General features: G+C 30.8%; 14 protein-coding genes. 11 read left to right on the top strand and 3 right to left on the bottom strand.

What is annotated here, in order from left to right; translation table 11 throughout:
- Positions 1-7 precede the first annotated feature (7 nt).
- The 5 genes from AXE80_RS06870 (at position 8) to AXE80_RS06850 (ending at position 6,454) form a co-directional block, all read left to right on the top strand.
- Positions 8-1,123, top strand: a complete 1,116-nt coding sequence (locus tag AXE80_RS06870; protein WP_068825709.1) for an HNH endonuclease — start codon at positions 8-10, stop codon at positions 1,121-1,123.
- A 44-nt stretch (positions 1,124-1,167) separates the two neighbouring features.
- Positions 1,168-1,851: a hypothetical protein gene (locus AXE80_RS06865; protein ID WP_068825707.1), complete on the top strand. Its 684-nt coding sequence runs from the start codon at positions 1,168-1,170 to the stop codon at positions 1,849-1,851.
- Entirely contained in the window at positions 1,852-4,548 is a 2,697-nt protein-coding gene (locus AXE80_RS06860) for an AAA family ATPase (protein WP_068825705.1), read from the top strand.
- Positions 4,548-5,762 (top strand): McrC family protein, encoded by a 1,215-nt coding sequence (locus AXE80_RS06855; RefSeq protein WP_068825703.1) that lies wholly within the window; start codon positions 4,548-4,550, stop codon positions 5,760-5,762. The genes AXE80_RS06860 and AXE80_RS06855 overlap by 1 nt, the downstream gene beginning before the upstream one ends.
- Positions 5,763-6,073: 311 nt before the next feature.
- A complete protein-coding gene (locus AXE80_RS06850) occupies positions 6,074-6,454 on the top strand; it encodes an HU family DNA-binding protein (RefSeq protein WP_068825701.1) in 381 nt (126 codons plus the stop codon).
- 287 nt (positions 6,455-6,741) lie between these two features.
- Here AXE80_RS06850 and mnmE read toward each other — a convergent pair whose 3' ends face one another.
- Genes mnmE through AXE80_RS06835 form a run of 3 tightly spaced genes read right to left on the bottom strand, consistent with a single transcriptional unit; the run spans position 6,742 to position 10,730 of the window.
- Positions 6,742-8,133, bottom strand: a complete 1,392-nt coding sequence (mnmE, locus tag AXE80_RS06845; RefSeq protein ID WP_068825699.1) for a tRNA uridine-5-carboxymethylaminomethyl(34) synthesis GTPase MnmE — start codon at positions 8,131-8,133, stop codon at positions 6,742-6,744.
- Positions 8,134-8,176: 43 nt separating this feature from the next.
- On the bottom strand, positions 8,177-9,193 hold the full coding sequence (locus tag AXE80_RS06840) for an aldo/keto reductase (RefSeq protein ID WP_068825698.1): 1,017 nt from the start codon (positions 9,191-9,193) through the stop codon (positions 8,177-8,179).
- 37 nt (positions 9,194-9,230) lie between these two features.
- A complete protein-coding gene (locus AXE80_RS06835) occupies positions 9,231-10,730 on the bottom strand; it encodes a bifunctional ADP-dependent NAD(P)H-hydrate dehydratase/NAD(P)H-hydrate epimerase (protein WP_068825696.1) in 1,500 nt (499 codons plus the stop codon).
- Positions 10,731-10,839: 109 nt separating this feature from the next.
- Between AXE80_RS06835 and AXE80_RS06830 the strand changes: the two genes are divergently transcribed.
- The 6 genes from AXE80_RS06830 (at position 10,840) to AXE80_RS06805 (ending at position 18,576) form a co-directional block, all read left to right on the top strand.
- Positions 10,840-11,700 (top strand): hydroxymethylglutaryl-CoA lyase, encoded by an 861-nt coding sequence (locus AXE80_RS06830; protein ID WP_068825694.1) that lies wholly within the window; start codon positions 10,840-10,842, stop codon positions 11,698-11,700.
- Positions 11,701-11,874: 174 nt separating this feature from the next.
- A complete protein-coding gene (locus AXE80_RS06825; protein WP_083194604.1) occupies positions 11,875-13,077 on the top strand; it encodes a DUF4856 domain-containing protein in 1,203 nt (400 codons plus the stop codon).
- A 98-nt stretch (positions 13,078-13,175) separates the two neighbouring features.
- On the top strand, positions 13,176-14,324 hold the full coding sequence (locus tag AXE80_RS06820; RefSeq protein ID WP_068825692.1) for an imelysin family protein: 1,149 nt from the start codon (positions 13,176-13,178) through the stop codon (positions 14,322-14,324).
- A gap of 2 nt (positions 14,325-14,326) precedes the next feature.
- On the top strand, positions 14,327-15,685 hold the full coding sequence (locus AXE80_RS06815) for an HTTM domain-containing protein (protein ID WP_068825690.1): 1,359 nt from the start codon (positions 14,327-14,329) through the stop codon (positions 15,683-15,685).
- Positions 15,666-18,131, top strand: coding sequence for a TonB-dependent receptor family protein (locus AXE80_RS06810; RefSeq protein ID WP_068825688.1), 2,466 nt, complete (start codon positions 15,666-15,668; stop codon positions 18,129-18,131). The genes AXE80_RS06815 and AXE80_RS06810 overlap by 20 nt, the downstream gene beginning before the upstream one ends.
- 4 nt (positions 18,132-18,135) lie before the next feature.
- The gene (locus AXE80_RS06805) at positions 18,136-18,576 is read left to right on the top strand and encodes a heme-binding domain-containing protein (protein WP_068825686.1); all 441 of its coding nucleotides are present in this window, start codon (positions 18,136-18,138) and stop codon (positions 18,574-18,576) included.
- Positions 18,577-18,701 lie beyond the last annotated feature (125 nt).

The raw sequence follows: 18,701 nt of genomic DNA, 5'->3' as shown, positions 1-18,701 counted from the left end.
TTAAAATTTGTTATTTAATTACACCTACATAACACACGATATTGAAAAACTACAAGAGTATTTAGATTTTCTATTTACTGATGTTTGGCTCTTTGCCGAAGGTGATTTTGATGCTGAAAAATTAAAAAAGAATCAAGAATTATACGACATCTATTTGGAATTGGACAAAGTAGATTTTGACCCTGAAAACGCCAAAAAAAATGAAAAAGGCAAATCTGCATATTTTTTTAATAGTTCTATTGAAAAGATATATAAAGCATTTGCCGATATAAATGACGATACTTTTAAGTTAGAACTAATAGACTACTATTCCAACAATAATAATATTGAAGAAATATGTAAAAATCCAAAACTTCCTGTTTTAACGTATGATGATTTAAAATTCAAAGAAGCGAATTTACATAAAGAACTCAAGGCATTTTATGGTAATTTGTATGGTAGTGGATCACCATTTAATTTAGCTGATTTTGGTTCTTTAAAAACAAAACTTCTTCCAACACATTACAAAGAGTTCTTCTCTTCTAATAAAAGGGGAAAATGTCCATTCTGTGGGATTAGAGATTTAAAAGGAATACATCATACAAAAAAGGAAGCATATGACCACTACATACCCAAAGGAAACTATCCTTTTAATAGTATAAATTTGAAAAACCTTGCACCTATGTGCAACGATTGTAATTCAAGTTATAAAGGAACTAAATCTATTATTGGTACAACAACAAATAGAAACAAAGCATTTTATCCATATGCAAATTCTCATCCTGCCATCACTGATTTTAAAATTACTATTGACTTAAAATCTAACAATATTCAAAATATAGAACCGAATGATTTAGTTTTGAAAATTGAATGTGCTGAATATGATGAGGAAATTGAAGCTTGGAAAAGAGTTTTTGGGATAGATGAGAGATACAAAGCACTAATATGTAATGAAAGCGAAGGGAACGTATGGTTTAACATGATTGTAGATGGATATAATAATGCTATTGCTCAAGGGTATTCTGGTTCAAAAAAAGATTTTTTAAATATGAAACTATTTGATACCAAGCACACACCATTATCAAGCTATGGTTTTATTAAAAGTGTTTTTTTAGAAAAATGTGATGAATTAGGTTTGTTCTAAAGATATCATGTCCTTTATAAATAAGATAATAGCCAAAAAAACTAATGGAAAGAATCAAAGAAAACATACCAATTATATCTTCTAGTTTGGTATTGCTAGGGGTCTCAAAACTATTCTTTTTTTATAATTATTTTGATATCAACATCATACCATACTTAAGTTTTAGTGAAATTATCACTTCTTTTTTAGATGATATTATTTATTTAATTATCCTCTTTACTTTTCTTACTTTTCAATTAAGCATAGGTAATATACTTAAAATGTTTACAGGTTTTGATAAAGAATATAAAGAGTTAATAAATATAAAGTCGAAGAAATCTAAACTGACGGCATTTATCGTTTCTTTAGTTATATTTATTGTTTTTTGTTTTTATTTCTGGTTGAAACCTAATAATATCTGGGTAGAATATTTTACTCTTTTTTATGGATATGCTTTTATGGCAACATGTTTAGATATTTTATTTAAGGAATCGATTAAGTGTGAAGTAGTAATGTTAATTCTTCTTTTGTGGAGTATAAGTGTATTAACGTTTTCAGAAATTAGAAATGTATTTACATCCAATATTAGTTATATAATTACAATTGAAAACCAAGACATAAAAATAGAAGGAATGAAGAAGTTCATTGGTAAAACAGAAAGCTTTTTCTTCTACAGAGATTTTGAAAACAATACCAATATTATATATCCTATGGATGTAATAGAAAAAATAAAAATTACATATAAATAAATGCTATTTAATAAAGTAAACAAAGAACACATTCTAAAAGGAATTCAAGATTTTAAAGAAAAAGGAATACCTAAGGGGTTTGGGGCATCTTCTACATATGATTTAATAGTTGATGATATAAAGTATCCACCCAAGGCTGTAATGGCTTATGCAAATTACTATGCAGAAGGTAGAGAAATAGAAAATTATTTTAGTGGAGGTGAAGGAACAGATTGTTTCTTCGCTTATGAACGTAATGGTTTTATAGTAGTTAAAAAAGGAATGAATAATAACCAGCACTTATATAAATTAAAACAAGAGTTTCTAGACAATTGGCCGCTAGAAAAATTACAAAACATGACTCTTGAAGAATACACAGATACAGAAAGAGACAATTCTTTTTGTTATTGGTTAGAACATAAAACAAGAGATTTAGGAAGTATTGTAGGAGGGAGCTCTTATAAGTTTGGAATCTATAAAATGGGAACCACCTCTAAAACTGAAGCTGCAACCAATAGAGAGAATGATGGAGTTTATGCTTGGCATGTAAAATATGGTAAAACAGCTATAGAAGCTTTTGAAAGCATAAGAAAGTTAATAATAGAAGTCGCTACTTTAGCTAAGCAAAATAAACTAAACCGAATAGACCAAATAGATCTTGGAGATGCTTATAAATGGAAAATAGCTTTTTTATATAGTGATTATAGTATATTAAATATTTTTAAAAATGAAGCTTTAAAATTTATTGCTGAATATTTTGGTTATAAAGAAAAAGGAGGCGCTTTCTTAAATTATAATAGATATATACTTTCTTTAAGAGAAGAACAAGAATTTTATGATTTTAGTTGGCAGCATTGGCAATTATTTGAGAGAAATGATTCTGTTGAAAAAAAGTATAAAGATTGGTTAAAGCAAAACGAAAAAAAAGGTAGTGGTAAGGTAAGTTCATATTTAAGAGCTATAAATATTTTAATTATACATTTTAAAGTAGAAGTTTATACAGAAAACAATATAAGTAAACTAAAAAATATTTATAATGATTTATTATTGCATCAAAAGGATGTTAATGGAAAATATTTTTATAACAAAGCTAAGTCATATGGAAAAGATGGATATTATGCATCTGCAATTAAATCATACATAGAGTTTTTAACTTCTGAATCAAATGCAATTGTTTCAGAACCTGATAGTAATTACAAGCATTATCGAAAGGAAAAATCAATGAAAAACCAACCTATAAACCAAATCCTATACGGTCCTCCAGGGACTGGAAAGACCTATAATACCATTAACAAAGCTATTGCTATTGCCAATCCAAGTTTTGATGTAGAACAAGACAGAGCCATAGTAAAGCAAGAATACGACCGTTTGGTAAACGAAGGACAAATTGTATTTACCACTTTTCATCAATCCATGGCTTATGAAGATTTTGTAGAAGGGATAAAACCTAATATTACTGATAATGATGAAGTTCAATCATTAAACTACATTATTGAAAAAGGAATTTTTAAACAAATAGCCAACAAAGCCAAAGGAGTTTCTGGACTAAGAAAAACAAATAATGCAATTGATTTTTCTAAACCTAACTATTATAAAATGAGTTTAGGAGGAAAAAACAGAAAACACATTCATGATTGGTGTATTGACAATAATCTTGTGGCTTTAGGTTGGGGAGATAATGAGGACTATTCTAGTTATCTAGAAATTAATGATTGGACAGAATTTAAGGATAAGTTTACAAAAGAGTTTCCACATTTAGTAGAAGGATCTAAATATCATATTCAAGCAATGTTTATCTTTCAAAAAATGAAAAAAGGAGACATTATTTTAGCTTCTTTGGGAAATCATGTATTAGATGCAGTAGGGATTATAGATGGAGATTATGAGTATAATCCTAATAATGAATATGGATTTCACCATTTAAGAAAGGTAACATGGCTCTCAACAAATATGAATACTTCCCCAGATTTATTTATTGACAAAGGAATTTCTCAACAGTCAATTTATGAATTTTACAAACAAGATATTAAAATAGAAAAGTTTACGGAGTATTTTTCAAAAGCAAAAGAAAGAAATAAGAATTATGTCTTAATCATTGACGAAATTAACAGAGGAAATGTATCCGCTATATTTGGAGAACTTATTACATTATTAGAACCTAGCAAACGTTTAGGGAACAAAGAAGCTTTAACGGTAACGCTTCCTTACAGCAAAGAAACTTTTGGAGTACCTAACAACCTACATATTATTGGTACCATGAACACAGCAGATCGTTCGGTAGAAGCTTTAGATACGGCTTTGAGACGTAGATTTGTGTTTGAAGAAATGATGCCGAATACAATACTTTTAAAAGACAAAATGATAGAAGATATCAATCTTTCAGAGCTTTTAGAAAAGATTAACAAGAGAGTAGAAGCATTGATAAATAGAGATCATACCATAGGTCATTCTTATTTTATAAATGTTACTTCCATAGAGGAGTTAAAAACCACCTTTAAAGATTGTATCATTCCATTGTTACAAGAATATTTTTATGGAGATGATGGTAAAATAGGTTTAGTCTTAGGTGATGGTTTTGTGAAAATTGTAGAGAACGATGATACAATCTTCTCTAGTTTTGAATACCAAGGAAGAGAAAGTTTAGTAAGCCAGTCTTATGAAATCATCCCTTTTGATGAAATTGATTTTAAAGAGGCAATAGCTAAATTATTGGCCTAATGAAACAAATAACCTTATTTGAACACGATCGTTTAACCTTGACTCATCAATACATGAATCAAGAGAAACTAGATGCCTTATTAAGGTTCAATGAATTTCATGACAACAAATATTTTGAGGGTATAGCTAAAGGAATTAAGATAAAACAATTCGTAGGGATCATTCAGGTAGAAGATTTAACCATAGAAATACTTCCCAAAGTAGATAAAAATAAAGAAGAAAACTTGTGGAGAGAGGTATTGTTGCAAATGCTAAAAACCACAGGTCGTTTAAAAGTAGAAACCATAGGAGCAGCCAATGTAAATAGACAAAATTTAAACCTATTAGAAATTTATTTTGAAATATACCTAAAAGAACTACAGTTTTTAATTCACAGTGGTTTGGTAAAACAATATAGAAAAAACACCTCTAACAGTACAGTACTCAAAGGAAAGTTAGAATTTGCTGGAAACCTACGTCATAATTTAGTTCATAAAGAACGTTTTTACACCACACATCAAGTATATGATACCAATCATCAACTACATCAAGTACTAAACGAAGCTTTGTATGTGGTAGATCAATTTACAAAAGGAACTCGTTTAAGTGATGCTTGTAAGCGTATCAAAATGAATTTCCCAACAGTATCTAGAATTCAAATAAATGAAAAGGTTCTAAACAAAGTAAGCTTAAACAGGAAAACTATAGCCTATACAAAGGCATTAGAATTAGCTCGTTTAATATTATTGAACTATTCTCCAGACATAAAATCAGGAAAAGAAAAGATGTTAGCACTGCTATTTGATATGAACATTCTTTGGGAAGAATATGTCTTAACGATGCTAAAGAAAACATGTAGGGGATCAGAAATTATAGTAAAAGGACAAGCATCTAAAAAGTTCTGGGGAACTTATAGAACCATTAGACCAGATATTGTACTTCAAAAGGGAGCGGAAACCATTATTATAGATACCAAATGGAAGAAACCAAAAAACAGTCAACCCTCTATAGAAGACTTAAGACAAATGTATACCTATGCTCGTTTTTGGAACACGAGTAAAGTAATGTTGTTATATCCAGGAGAAGGTACATCAAGTCCATTTAAATCTTATCATAATAATCAAATTGATGGAGTAGAACATCAGTGTAAAATTAGCTTTGCTTCTGTTTTAGACAATCAAAATAAATTAGATAAAATGTTAGGTGTTAAACTATTATATAATTTGCTTAAATAAATAAAAATTCTAATATATTGAATCCTCTTCTGACCATAATTTCTCAAAAAGTCAAAAAAAAGTTATGAACAGGGAATGTTGATCGTTCATTTTTAATAGGTCAAACAATTATAAATAAAATCAATCCATATTTTGGAATGATTTTAAGGAGATCAAACAGCATCAAAATAAGTAAAAGAACAAAGGGGTAGGTTGTTGAAAACTAGGTTTTTGTTGTTTTTGAAAAATTTAAAAAGCTCTTTAGTTTAGTGAATATCTATACATAGTGTGTAGATTGCTCGTTTGAGTATCATTTAAATTTTTTAATTGTTATGATTCAAGTAAAACCATTACAAAAAGTTAATCCGTTAGATATAGAAGCGGAAAGAAAGTATTATGTACATGCTGTTGCTACAGGAACGGTAGATTTAGAAAGATTGGCATTTTTAATAGCCAACCAAAGTACTGTAAGAGAAGCCGATTGTTATGCTGTAACATTGTCTTTAGTACATAACATGATAGATGCCTTGGAACAAGGTAAAATTGTGAAATTAGACAAACTAGGTTCTTTTCAAATAGGAGTGAACTCCATGGGAGTTAGCACTGAGAAAGAATTGTCTGCAAATGCAGTTAAAAAAGCACATGTAAACTTTAGACCTGATGCAGGTTTGAGAAAAATGTTGAAAAACCTAAAGTTTAAGGTTACTTCATAATTGTCTTTTTAACAAAAACAAAGTTTTAAGATCCTCAATAGTAATTTCTGTTGAGGATTTTTTTTAGCCTTTATAAAAATTGAACCTTTTTAACTCAAAAAAAGGAACGCTGCTCTTAACAAACAGAAACGTTCCTCTTGTGAAAAAGCAACGTTTCAGTTGTTTTACTCAAAAGGGGCTCTTGTTTTAAGGTAATATTGATTTTGTATAACTAAAAAATAGCTAAAATTTTTTAAGTTTAGTGTCTGTTTTTTAGTGAATTGAAAGGATGAGCTATGCACAAAAAGCTACTTCCCAATACAAAAATTAGCAAAAATATTCCCTAATAAATCATCATTGGTAACTTCACCGGTAATCAATCCAAAATAGTATAACGTTTCTCTAATATCAATAGCCATTAAATCACTAGAAACATTATTGAGTATGGCTTCATCAACTTTGTTAATTTCGTTAAGAGCCTTTAATAATGCATCGTAATGACGAGAATTGGTCACAATGGTATCTTGATTGTTTAAAGCTCCAATATTTACCATTTTGGTTAATTCATTAGTAAGCGTGTCAATCCCTATTTTAGATTTGGCCGAAATGGCAACTAATTCAGGAATTTCTTCTTTTAAAGCCAGAATGTTTTCTTCAGAAATAGCATCTGCTTTATTTCCAATCACAATCAATTGTTTTTGAGGAAATTTGTTTTTTATTTGTTCAAGCTCAACTTTATACTCTTTACTTTGTACTTTATATTTGGTAACATCAAACAAATAAATCACCACTTGGGCTTGGGATATTTTCTCAAAAGTTTTTTGAATCCCAATATTTTCTACCACATCTTTGGTTTCTCTAATTCCAGCAGTATCAATAAATCGGTAGGCAACCCCATCAATAATCATTTCATCTTCAATGGTATCACGTGTGGTTCCTGCAATGTCTGATACTATGGCGCGTTCCTCGTTTAATAAAGCGTTTAACAGGGTAGACTTTCCTACGTTTGGTTCTCCTACAATTGCTACAGGAATTCCGTTTTTAATCACATTTCCAACCGCAAAAGAGTCTATCAATCTTTTTAAAACTAGTTGAATTCTAGCCACCAAAGCTTTAAACTCTGTTCTATCAGCAAACTCAACATCTTCCTCAGCAAAATCTAATTCCAACTCTATCAAAGAAGCAAAGTTGATTAACTGATCTCTTAAATGCTGAATCTCATTAGAAAAACCTCCACGCATTTGTTGCATGGCCACTTGATGAGAAGCCTCTGAATCTGATGAAATTAAATCTGCTACCGCTTCTGCTTGTGATAAATCTAACTTACCATTGATGAACGCACGTAAGGTAAATTCTCCTGCATCGGCCATTCTAGCTCCTTTTTTTAATAGGATTTGAATGATTTCTTGTTGAATATATAAAGAACCATGACAAGAAATTTCTATGGTATCTTCACCCGTATACGAATGTGGATTTTTAAACACAGATACCAACACTTGGTCTACAACTCTTTGGTCATCCATAAAATGTCCCAAATGTAAGGTATGAGACTTTTGATCTAGTAAAGATTTATGTTCTTTAATAGAGGTAAAACAATCATTTGCAATTGTAATGGCATCAGGACCAGACAAACGTATCACAGCAATAGCTCCCACTCCAGAAGCAGTTGCCAAAGCAACAATGGTATCTTTTAAAATCATGCGGTAAAATTACGTGTTTTATAGGGAATAGAATAGGGTTTAATTAACTATTCAAAATACTATTAATGAATTGTAATTCTTCCTCCGAAAAACTGGTATTGTTTAAAGCCAAAACATTTTCTTCTAGCTGATTTGGACTACTAGCTCCCACCAAAACACTAGTCACAGCAGGTTGTGTTAAAATCCAAGCAATAGCCATTTGAGAAAGTTTTTGTCCTCTTTTTTGAGCCAGTTGATGAAGCTGTTTAATTTTAGGTAGTTGTTGCTCAACAGTACTTTTATCTAAGTGCGTTTTGTCTTTTGATGCTCTTGAATTTTCTGGAATACCATTGATGTATTTATCCGTTAACATTCCTTGTGCTAAGGGAGAAAAAACAATAGAACCAATTTTTTCATCTAACAAAGTAGGGAGTAAATTTGCTTCAGGACCACGTTCAAACATAGAGTATTTGGCTTGATGTATCAAACAAGGAGTTCCTAAATCTTTTAATATTTTTTGAGCTTTTATGGTATCTGTATGGTTATAATTAGAAATTCCAACGTATAAAGCTTTTCCTTGTTTTACCATTAAACTTAAAGCGTGCATGGTTTCTTCTAAAGGAGTTTCTGCATCGGGTCTGTGGTGATAAAATACATCTACATAATCCAATCCCATGCGTTGTAAACTTTGATCTAAACTAGCAACCAAATATTTTTTAGAACCATTGTTTCCGTAAGGACCAGGCCACATATCATATCCTGCCTTAGAAGCAATAAACAATTCATCTCTGTGATTGGCTAAATCTTTTTTAAGAATTCTTCCAAAATTTTCCTCGGCACTTCCATAGGGAGGTCCATAATTGTTGGCCAAATCTAAATGAGTAATTCCTAAGTCAAAAGCTTTTTTTAAAACGTTTCTTGCATTTTCAAAAGAATCGTAAAAACCGAAGTTGTGCCACAATCCTAAAGAAATTTTAGGCAACAAAATACCGCTGTTTCCACAACGGTTGTATTGCATATTTTGATATCTATCTGGGTTTGGTAAATAAGGAACCGGATTAGATTTGTCGTTGATGTTCATAAAAATAATTTAGGTTGACTAAAGTACAAAAGGAAATTTACATATGTAAGGTGGCCTTACCAATATAGTTCACAAGATCACTAGCAATTAATGATGGCATTCCTATTTCTTTTACTGTTAAATCTCCTGCCAAACCATGTAAATAGACTCCTAAAATAGCGGCGTGGATAGGGGAGTATTGTTGAGCCAATAAACCAGCAATCATTCCTGTTAATACATCGCCACTACCCGCAGTAGCCATTCCTGGGTTACCTGTGCAGTTAAAATAAATTTGACCATTAACATTTGCAACAGCCGTATGGGCTCCTTTTAAAACCACAATACATTTATAAGTAGCGGTAAATTCTTTTAACTTTTTTAATTTTTCAGCATCGTTAGAAAAAGAACCTATCAGTCTTTCAAATTCTTTTGGGTGTGGAGTTAAAATGCTGTTTTCTGGTAATATGTTTAACCATTCTTTATTTCTTGCTAAAATATTAATGGCATCAGCATCAATGACCATAGGAGTTTTGGTGGCTTTTAGTACTAAGTGTAAAAAAGTTTGCGTTTTAGGATGAATTCCTAAGCCTGGGCCAATAGCAACTGTTTTATTAGAACTGATATAATTTCCTTCTAAATAATACTCATTAGCTCTGTTACCTGTCCACATGGCTTCTGGAACACTTGTTTGCATAATTTGCATACCGCAATTGGGAGTAAAGGCAGTTGACAAACCAGCACCAACCCTTAAACTTGCTTTGGTAGCTAAGATCATCGCTCCAATTTTACCATGACTTCCACCAATCATTTCTACATGTCCAAAAGTACCTTTGTGCGAAAATACATCTCTTTTCTTTGTAATTTTTAAGATATCATTAGATTGGATATATTCATAATCACTCTCTATGGTTTGTTTGTAGTTTTCTGATAAACCAATAGGTAATGTTTTCCAATTCCCTACATAATGTGCAGTTTTAGGTAATAAAAAAGAAAGTTTTGGAGCATCAAAAGTAATGGTGTAATCTGCAGATAATATGGTGTTTTCTTTAGAAAAATCATCAATTTCACATGGCAAACCAGAGGGAATATCAATAGCAACTTTAGGATTGTCTAATTTGTTTAGATTTTCTATCAATGTTTTGCATACTCCCTCTATTGGTCTATTGATTCCTGCTCCAAAAATAGCGTCAATAATTACTGAATTCTTTTCTATAGGAGGGATGTGTTTTTCAGAAATAATAGTTCTTATCGTAATAAGATCTTTTAATAAAGCTAAGTTTTCTTCAAAACCTTGACTGGTGTTTGGACTGTATTTAAGGATGTAAATAGTTACTTTATATTGATGGGCAATTAAAAGTCTAGCAATAGCCAAACCATCACCACCGTTATTTCCCAATCCACAAAAAACAGAAAAATGTGTGTGGATAGGATATTTGTTTCTTAACCATGTGGCACATTTATCGGCAGCACGTTCCATAAGTTGTATGGGACTTATTTTTTGTTCTTGTGTAGTGTAAATGTCTAATTCTTTAATTTGAGCAGCATTAAATATTTTCATGGCAAATGGCTTTGTTTAAAATTATGGATTTCTTTTTAATAAACAATTTCGTGCCAAATTGTATTTTTTAAAGTATTTTCTGTGTAAGATTGTTAGTATATTTGACTTTATGATAAGTCAAAAAGAGGTTAAGTTGATTGAATGTCCTAGAGATGCCATGCAAGGCATTAAGGAGTTTATTTCAACAGATTTAAAAGCCAAATACATCAATGCCATTTTACAATGTGGTTTTGATACTGTTGATTTTGGAAGTTTTGTTTCTCCTAAGGCGATTCCGCAAATGAGAGACACTGCCCAAGTGTTAAATAAATTAGACTTATCTACAACCAAAAGTAAATTATTAGCCATAGTAGCCAATGCAAGAGGGGCTACAGATGCTTGTGCATTTGAAGAAATCACCTATTTAGGATATCCTTTTTCTATTTCAGAAATTTTTCAAGTTCGTAATACCAATAAAACCATTCAGCAAAGTTTTGAGGAGCTTCAAAACATTATGGAAATTGCCCAAAAACACAACAAGCAGGTGGTTACTTATTTGTCTATGGGGTTTGGAAATCCTTATGGGGATCCTTGGAATGTAGAAATTGTAGGGCAGTGGGTAGATAAATTATCTGCTATTGGTGTGAATATTTTATCCTTGTCTGATACTGTGGGTAGCTCAACACCTGAAGTTATTCAATACTTATTCTCTCATTTAATACCGGCTTATCCAAGAGTTGAATTTGGGGCACATTTACATACGACACCAAACCAATGGCATGAAAAAATAGATGCAGCTTTTAAGAGTGGTTGTATTCGTTTTGATGGTGCTATTAAAGGATATGGTGGTTGTCCTATGGCTACAGATGCCTTAACAGGGAATATGCCTACAGAAAAAATGCTGTCATACTTTACACAGCAACAAGTAAATACGGGTGTAAATTCTTTGCGTTTTGAGAGCACTTATAATGTTGCTTTACAGGTGTTTTAAGTTTTTTCATCTCATTTTCTCTTTATTTATTAGCAAGTAATAGCCTTACTTACACGAAAACCTTTTCGTAGCTTTATTTATAATAAATTAAAATAAGATTTGTTTATTTAGAATTGGTCTGTATATTTGCAACGTATTTAAAAAACAAATTAAAACAAGTCTAAATAAATAGTAATGAAAATCACAAAATTAACATTAGCGGTATTAGTTGCAGCTGGAGCTTTTTTTACATCATGTTCTAAAGGAGGAGATGATATAGAAGATATTATCAAACATGCTAAGAATCTTGAAGATATTGATGTAACAGGATTAACAGTTCCTGAAAATTATGAGTTTTCTAGAAATGAAACTACTACTGTAGATTATTCAGGACAAACTACACGTTTATTGCAGGTAAATGAGATTGGAGCTTTATTAACTCAAACAAATCCATTACCTACACAAGAAGATTTTACAAATAGATTTAACCAAGCTGTTTCATTTACCGATGCTTCTTTAAACGGAAGTAAAAATGTAAGAAGTAAAGTAGCTGCCTCTGTAGGTTTATATGCTACTAATCAAAATGATGCTGATGCTATAAAAGCAGATTTTGATTCTTATTTAACTAACCAATTAGCGGTAATAGCTAGTGATAAAGAAGCTAGCCAAGGTGTAGCTGGTATTTATGATGGGAAACGTTATTTTAACGAAAAAGGATTAGAATATAATCAAGCTTTTTACAAAGGATTGATTGGTGCTTTGGCTATAGATCAAACATTAAACCACTACTTTAACAGATTAGATGATAATTTTGATGGGTCTAATGCTTATAGAACAGAAAACGATGCGGTAGCAAGCACTGATGGTTCTACAACTATGGAGCACCATTTTGATGAGGCTTATGGTTATGTATATGGAGCAGGAGATGCTGATAAATTATTAGGTCATTATTTAGAAGAAGTAGCAGGGCAATCATACTTTTCTAACATTCGTGAAATCGTTAAAAAAGCATTCTTAATTGGTAGAGCAGCAATAGTTGCTAAAAAATATGATGTTAGAGATGCTGCTGTTGAAGTAATCAGATATCAAATTTCTAAAATTCCTGCTGCAAGAGGAGTATATTACTTACAAAAAGCTAAAGCTAGTATTGATGGTGATGAATCAAGAGCTGCTTTTCACGCATTGTCAGAGGGATATGGATTTATTTACTCTTTACAGTTTACTTATAACGTAGAAACTAAAGCGCCATACTTTACAAAGGCAGAAGTAGATGCATTATTAACTAAATTATATGGAAGTACTAATGGATTCTACGATTTAACAGCTGATAAATTAGAAGAAATTTCTGAAGAAATTTTAGAGAAATACGATTTTAACTTAGAGCAAGTAAACCAATAAATCGTTTTTAATACAATTTAAAAAATTGAGGTAGGCTATTAATTTAGAATACCTCAATTTTCTATATTTTTGCATCTCATTTTGTAAAAGATAATCAAATGAAAAAGACACTTAGTATTTTGTTAATCTCTACTTTCTTTTATTCTTGTGTAAAAGAAAATAATATTGATGGCGATGGTTATAATCGCGAATCTGTTTTAACTAATTGGGTTAATAATCTTGTGTTACCTGCATATGCAGATTTTAAAATCAAAATGAATGACTTAGAAGTTAAGTCAAATACATTTATATCATCACCTGACCCAAATACAATTGGTGATTTACAACAAGCTTTATTCCAAGCTCAAAAAGTTTGGCAACATGTAGCCATGTTTGAATTGCAAGGGGATACACGTATTTATATGAATACCTATCCTATAGATAGAGAAACAAGTACGGTTCCATTTCCTAATTCCAATGAAGATGATACTACCTTAGAAAGTAATTTAGAAGGTTCTATTTCTGAAATCAATCAAATTGATTTTACCAAATCAGGAAGTATTGATGAACAAGGTTTTGCTGCTTTTGACTATTTAATTAATAAAGACGATGCTTTAACTAAGTTTACTTCTGACATTACAAAAGATAAGTACAAAGCTTATTTAACTAAGGTTTTAAATAGAATGATTGCCTTAACAAATACATCGAAAACTTATTGGCAAAACAATGCCGCTAGTATTATTGCAAATAATGGTTCTAATGCCAATGCATCTTTTGATAAAATGGTAAACGATTATATCAATTATGTTGAGCAAGGTTTTAGAGAAAATAAAATTGCAACTCCATCTGGAAAAAGAGACAATCTTAAAAATGCTGAAGCAGTAGAGTCTTATTATAGCTCGGAACATTCAAAAGAGTTTTTTGAAGAATCTTTTAAAGCTATAAACAACTTTTACTACGGTATTTCTTATGATGGAAGTACTACAGGAGCAGGTTTAAAAACCTATTTAGATTATTTAAATGCAGAAGTATATATTAGTAATGATAACAAAAATTATAAAATAACAGATTTTGTTGATATTAAATTCACAAACATAACAACTGCCTCAGAAAGTTTAGCTACTGATTTTGTAACACAAGTAGAAACAGATAATAGCAAAATGATTACTATGTTTAACAATATTCAAGAGTATGTATTCTTATTTAAAACAAATATTTTTCAAGCTTTAAGTGTTAATCAAGATTATGTAGATTCAGACGGAGACTAGTCATGAATACTTTAAAAAACTACATACAAAACCATAAAACAAAAGCAGCTACTTTAGCTGCTTTTCGTGTACTATTTGGTGTCTTAATGCTGGTTAGTCTAATCCGTTTTGTGTCTATGGATTGGGTAGAGCAATTCTATATCAAGCCCAAATGGCATTTTACTTATTATGGCTTTGAGTGGGTTAAAACACTAGGCGTATACACCTATGCATTATTTGCTTTGGCAATGTTAGCTTGTGTGGGAATCATACTTGGGTTTAAATATAGAATCTCAATGATTTTGTTTTTCTTGTCTTTTACTTATATAGAATTAATAGACAAAACCACATATTTAAATCACTATTACTTTGTAAGTATCATGAGTTTTTTACTCTGCTTTTTGCCTTTAAACGCTACCTTTTCTTTAGATGCAAAAAATAGGGGATTAGCTTATGCTTTTGTACCAAGTTGGACAGTAGACAGTATTAAACTACTTTTAGGGATTGTTTATTTTTATGCCGGTTTGGCCAAATTAAATTCCGATTGGTTATTTAGAGCACAGCCTCTAAAAATATGGTTGTCTACCAAAACAGATTTGCCTTTGGTTGGGGGATTTATGAATCAAACTTGGTTTCATTATGCCATGAGTTGGAGTGGTGCTATTTATGATTTAACCATTCCTTTTTTATTGTTAATTCGTAAAACCAGACCTTTTGCTTTTGTAGCAGTTGTGGTCTTCCACATTTTTACACGAATTCTTTTTAACATAGGGATGTTTCCATATATCATGATTTGTGCAACATTAATTTTCTTTGACAGTAGTCTGCATGAAAAGTTTATCAATGGACTAAAAAAAGTTTTAAAAATTTCTGCAAAATCAACAGTTTTAACAAAAGAGTTGTATACCTATAAAAGACCTAAAAATATCTTATTTATAATTAGTCTATTTTTTGTAATTCAACTATTTTTGCCCTTCAGAAATTTGTGTTACCCTGGTGAATTGTTTTGGACAGAACAGGGATTTCGATTTTCTTGGCGAGTAATGTTGATGGAAAAAGTAGGATATACTACTTTTTACGTAAAAGATAGTGTTAGTGGAAAGCAGTTTTATGTAGATAATACTGATTTTTTAACATCTTTTCAAATCAAACAAATGAGTTTTCAACCAGATTTTATTTTGGAATATGCTCATTTATTAGGAGATCATTTTAAAAGTCAAGGACATCAAAACATACAAATTTTTGCAAAAAGTTATGTTGCCTTAAATGGACGTTTAAATCAACTTTTTATTGATCCTAAAATAGATTTATATCAACAAAAAGAGGGGTTTCATAACAAAACATGGATTTTACCCTTGAATGATGAAATTAAAGGATTTTAAAATATTAGTAGTACTGCTGTTATTAACGCAAACAAGTTTTGCTTATCAAGTAACTTTTAAAATACTAGATAAAGTAACCAAACAACCTTTAGAAGGAGTACAGGTTGTGGCAGAACAAAAAACATATATTGGTCTTACCAATCAGTCAGGACTTATTAATGCCGATTTTGAAAAGACCTCTCTACATTTAACCTTCTTTTATTTTGGATATGCTGTAGTAGAAAAAGATTTTAGTTTTAAAGATCATCAAACCATTACTTTGTATTTAACGCCTTTGCAAGAGGAATTGTCTGAGGTGGTATTGAATGCAAAAAAACGAATTAATTATGGCTTAACCACTTTAAAACCTGTAGTGGGAACCCATATTTACGCAGGTAAAAAAACAGAAGTAGTCAATTTAGATTTAGTGGTTGGAAACAAAGCTACCAACAATCCTAGACAAGTTTTTGCCAAAGTAGCTGGGTTAAATATTTATGATAGTAATGATGGTGGACTGCAATTAAACATTGGAGGTAGGGGATTAGACCCAAACAGAACAGCCAACTTTAATACTCGCCAAAATGACTATGATATTAGTGCCGATGTGTTAGGATATCCAGAAAGTTATTATACACCACCTACAGAAGCTTTAGAACAAATTCAAGTAATACGTGGTGCAGCCTCTTTACAATATGGAACTCAATTTGGAGGATTGATTAATTTTATCACTAAAAAACCTGTAAATAAGCCTGTAGAAGTAATTACTCGTAATACTGTAGGTTCTTTTGGAACATTATCTAATTTTAGTTCTATTAGTGGTACTTCGCATAAATTTAACTATTATGCTTATTACAATGGAAAACAAGGAGATGGTTTTAGACCTAATTCAGACTATAAGTCTAATAATTTCTTTGCCCATTTAGGATATGATTTTAATGTAGATACCAATATTGCTTTTGAATTGTCATCTTTTAATTATATCGCACATCAACCAGGAGGTTTGTCTGATGTTCAGTTTTTAGAAGATCCTACTCAAAGTTATTTACAGCGTAATTGGTTTGGAGTAGATTGGAAATTGTACAATTTAAAGTTTGAGCATCAAATTACAGATGCTTCTAAATTAACTGTGAGTTTGTTTGCTTTAGATGCTTATAGAAAAGTGGTAGGATTTAGAGGAAATCCTATTTTATTAGAGCCTAATTTATTTGATCCTAATGGAGATGAACAAAATAATGATGGAAGTTATATTTTTAATAGAGATTTAATTGTTGGTGATTTTAGAAATTATGGTGCAGAGGCTCGTTTTTTATCAAGCTATCAATTAGGAAAAAACACCAACTATTATTTGTTAGGAGGAAAGTTATATAGAGCGAATAATACCCAAAGACAAGGTGCAGGAACTAAAGGAACAGATGCAGACTTTAGTTTTGATGAAAGTGCAGCACAATACCCAAATCAAAATGATTTTGATTTTCCAAATTTTAATGCTTCGTTATTTGGAGAACATATTTTTAACATCAACAAACATTTGAGTATTACTCCAGGGTTTAGGTTTGAGCACATCAACACTAAGTCTAGAGGTAGTTACTATGTTTACAATAACAATAATCCACAGTTTTCAGAGCATAAAGATGATAACAACAGTTTTGTTAGAAACTTTGTCCTTTTAGGTTTGGGAATAAGTTACAAACCAAGTCAATTATTTGAGTTGTATACTAATTTTTCTCAAAACTACCGTTCAGTAACTTTTTCAGATATTAGAACTGTAAGTCCAACATTTGTTATTGATCCTAACATTACTGATGAAACAGGTTTTACAGCAGATTTGGGAGTAAGAGGAAAAGTGAAAAAAGCATTTTCTTATGATGCTAGTATTTTTACCTTGGTTTACGGAAATAGAATAGGGCAAATTTTTAGTAATACTCCTCCATATAGAGGGCAATGGGTTCGTAAAAACATTGGTACTGCTTTTATTTATGGGGTAGAATCTTTATTGCAGTGGAATATTAAGGAAACTTATTTTAAAAACAATAAGAATGTTATTTTAGATGTTTTTACCAATTTAGCCATTACAAAATCTGTGTATTTAGAGTCTGATGAAAACGGTGTAGCAGGTAATGAAGTTGAATTTATTCCATTATTAAACTTAAAAACGGGAGCTAGTTTTGGATGGAAAAACTTATTAGCAAGTTTACAATACACATATATTAGCGAACAATTTACGGATGTAACGAACTCTCCATACAATCCAAATAATGAAGAAGATGTTAGTGGAGCCATTCCAAGTTATGATATTTTAGATTTTTCTATCTCTTATAAATTTTCAAAACATTTTAGAATAGAATCTGGAATTAATAACTTGTTGAACAATAGTTATTTTACCCGTAGAGCAACAGGGTATCCAGGTCCTGGGATTATTCCTGCAGAGCCAAGATATTATTACGCAACTTTAGAAATTAAAATATAATAAAATGATAAAAAAAATATTCATCACCCTTGCCATTGTTTTAGTGATAGCTCAATTTTTTGGAACTGAAAAAAATGATGCTGAAACTAGAGAATTAACAGTGTTTGTTTTAGAAACAACTCCTAATAGTGAGGTGAGTAATATTTTAGCATCAAAGTGTTATGATTGCCACAGTAACAAAACAGAATATCCATGGTATGCTAATGTAGCGCCACTTTCTTACTGGATCAATCATCACGTAGAAGAGGGAAAAGAACATCTAAATTTTTCTGATTGGTCTACCTATAACACAAAAAGAAAAAAACACAAATTAGAGGAATTAATAGAAGAAGTTGAAGAAGGAAAAATGCCATTAGATTCTTATGAAAATTTACATGGAGAAATTTCTGCAACTGAAAAAGAAATTCTTATTGATTGGGCAAAAATAGCCATCGCAAATTATTAGTCATCTTTTTACAAGGATCCATAAATTCTTTTCCATAAAAAAGTCTGTTTATTTTAAATAAATCTAAATAGTTTATATCTTTGTTTTTCGTTTTATTTTACCCAAGCATAGTTCCTTTTTAGGTG

It is taken from the genome of Wenyingzhuangia fucanilytica (genome assembly GCF_001697185.1).
Lineage (GTDB): Bacteria > Bacteroidota > Bacteroidia > Flavobacteriales > Flavobacteriaceae > Wenyingzhuangia > Wenyingzhuangia fucanilytica.
This window is presented reverse-complemented; position numbering and strand designations above follow the sequence as displayed.

Excerpts from the sequence above, each read along its gene's own strand:
- AXE80_RS06865 (WP_068825707.1), top strand. The coding sequence starts at position 1,168 with ATGGAAAGAATCAAAGAAAACATACCAATTATATCTTCTAGTTTGGTA.
- AXE80_RS06860 (WP_068825705.1), top strand. The coding sequence starts at position 1,852 with ATGCTATTTAATAAAGTAAACAAAGAACACATTCTAAAAGGAATTCAA.
- AXE80_RS06855 (WP_068825703.1), top strand. The coding sequence starts at position 4,548 with ATGAAACAAATAACCTTATTTGAACACGATCGTTTAACCTTGACTCAT.
- AXE80_RS06850 (WP_068825701.1), top strand. The coding sequence starts at position 6,074 with ATGATTCAAGTAAAACCATTACAAAAAGTTAATCCGTTAGATATAGAA.
- mnmE (WP_068825699.1), bottom strand. The coding sequence starts at position 8,133 with ATGATTTTAAAAGATACCATTGTTGCTTTGGCAACTGCTTCTGGAGTG.
- AXE80_RS06840 (WP_068825698.1), bottom strand. The coding sequence starts at position 9,193 with ATGAACATCAACGACAAATCTAATCCGGTTCCTTATTTACCAAACCCA.
- AXE80_RS06835 (WP_068825696.1), bottom strand. The coding sequence starts at position 10,730 with ATGAAAATATTTAATGCTGCTCAAATTAAAGAATTAGACATTTACACT.
- AXE80_RS06830 (WP_068825694.1), top strand. The coding sequence starts at position 10,840 with ATGATAAGTCAAAAAGAGGTTAAGTTGATTGAATGTCCTAGAGATGCC.
- AXE80_RS06825 (WP_083194604.1), top strand. The coding sequence starts at position 11,875 with ATGAAAATCACAAAATTAACATTAGCGGTATTAGTTGCAGCTGGAGCT.
- AXE80_RS06820 (WP_068825692.1), top strand. The coding sequence starts at position 13,176 with ATGAAAAAGACACTTAGTATTTTGTTAATCTCTACTTTCTTTTATTCT.
- AXE80_RS06815 (WP_068825690.1), top strand. The coding sequence starts at position 14,327 with ATGAATACTTTAAAAAACTACATACAAAACCATAAAACAAAAGCAGCT.
- AXE80_RS06810 (WP_068825688.1), top strand. The coding sequence starts at position 15,666 with ATGAAATTAAAGGATTTTAAAATATTAGTAGTACTGCTGTTATTAACG.
- AXE80_RS06805 (WP_068825686.1), top strand. The coding sequence starts at position 18,136 with ATGATAAAAAAAATATTCATCACCCTTGCCATTGTTTTAGTGATAGCT.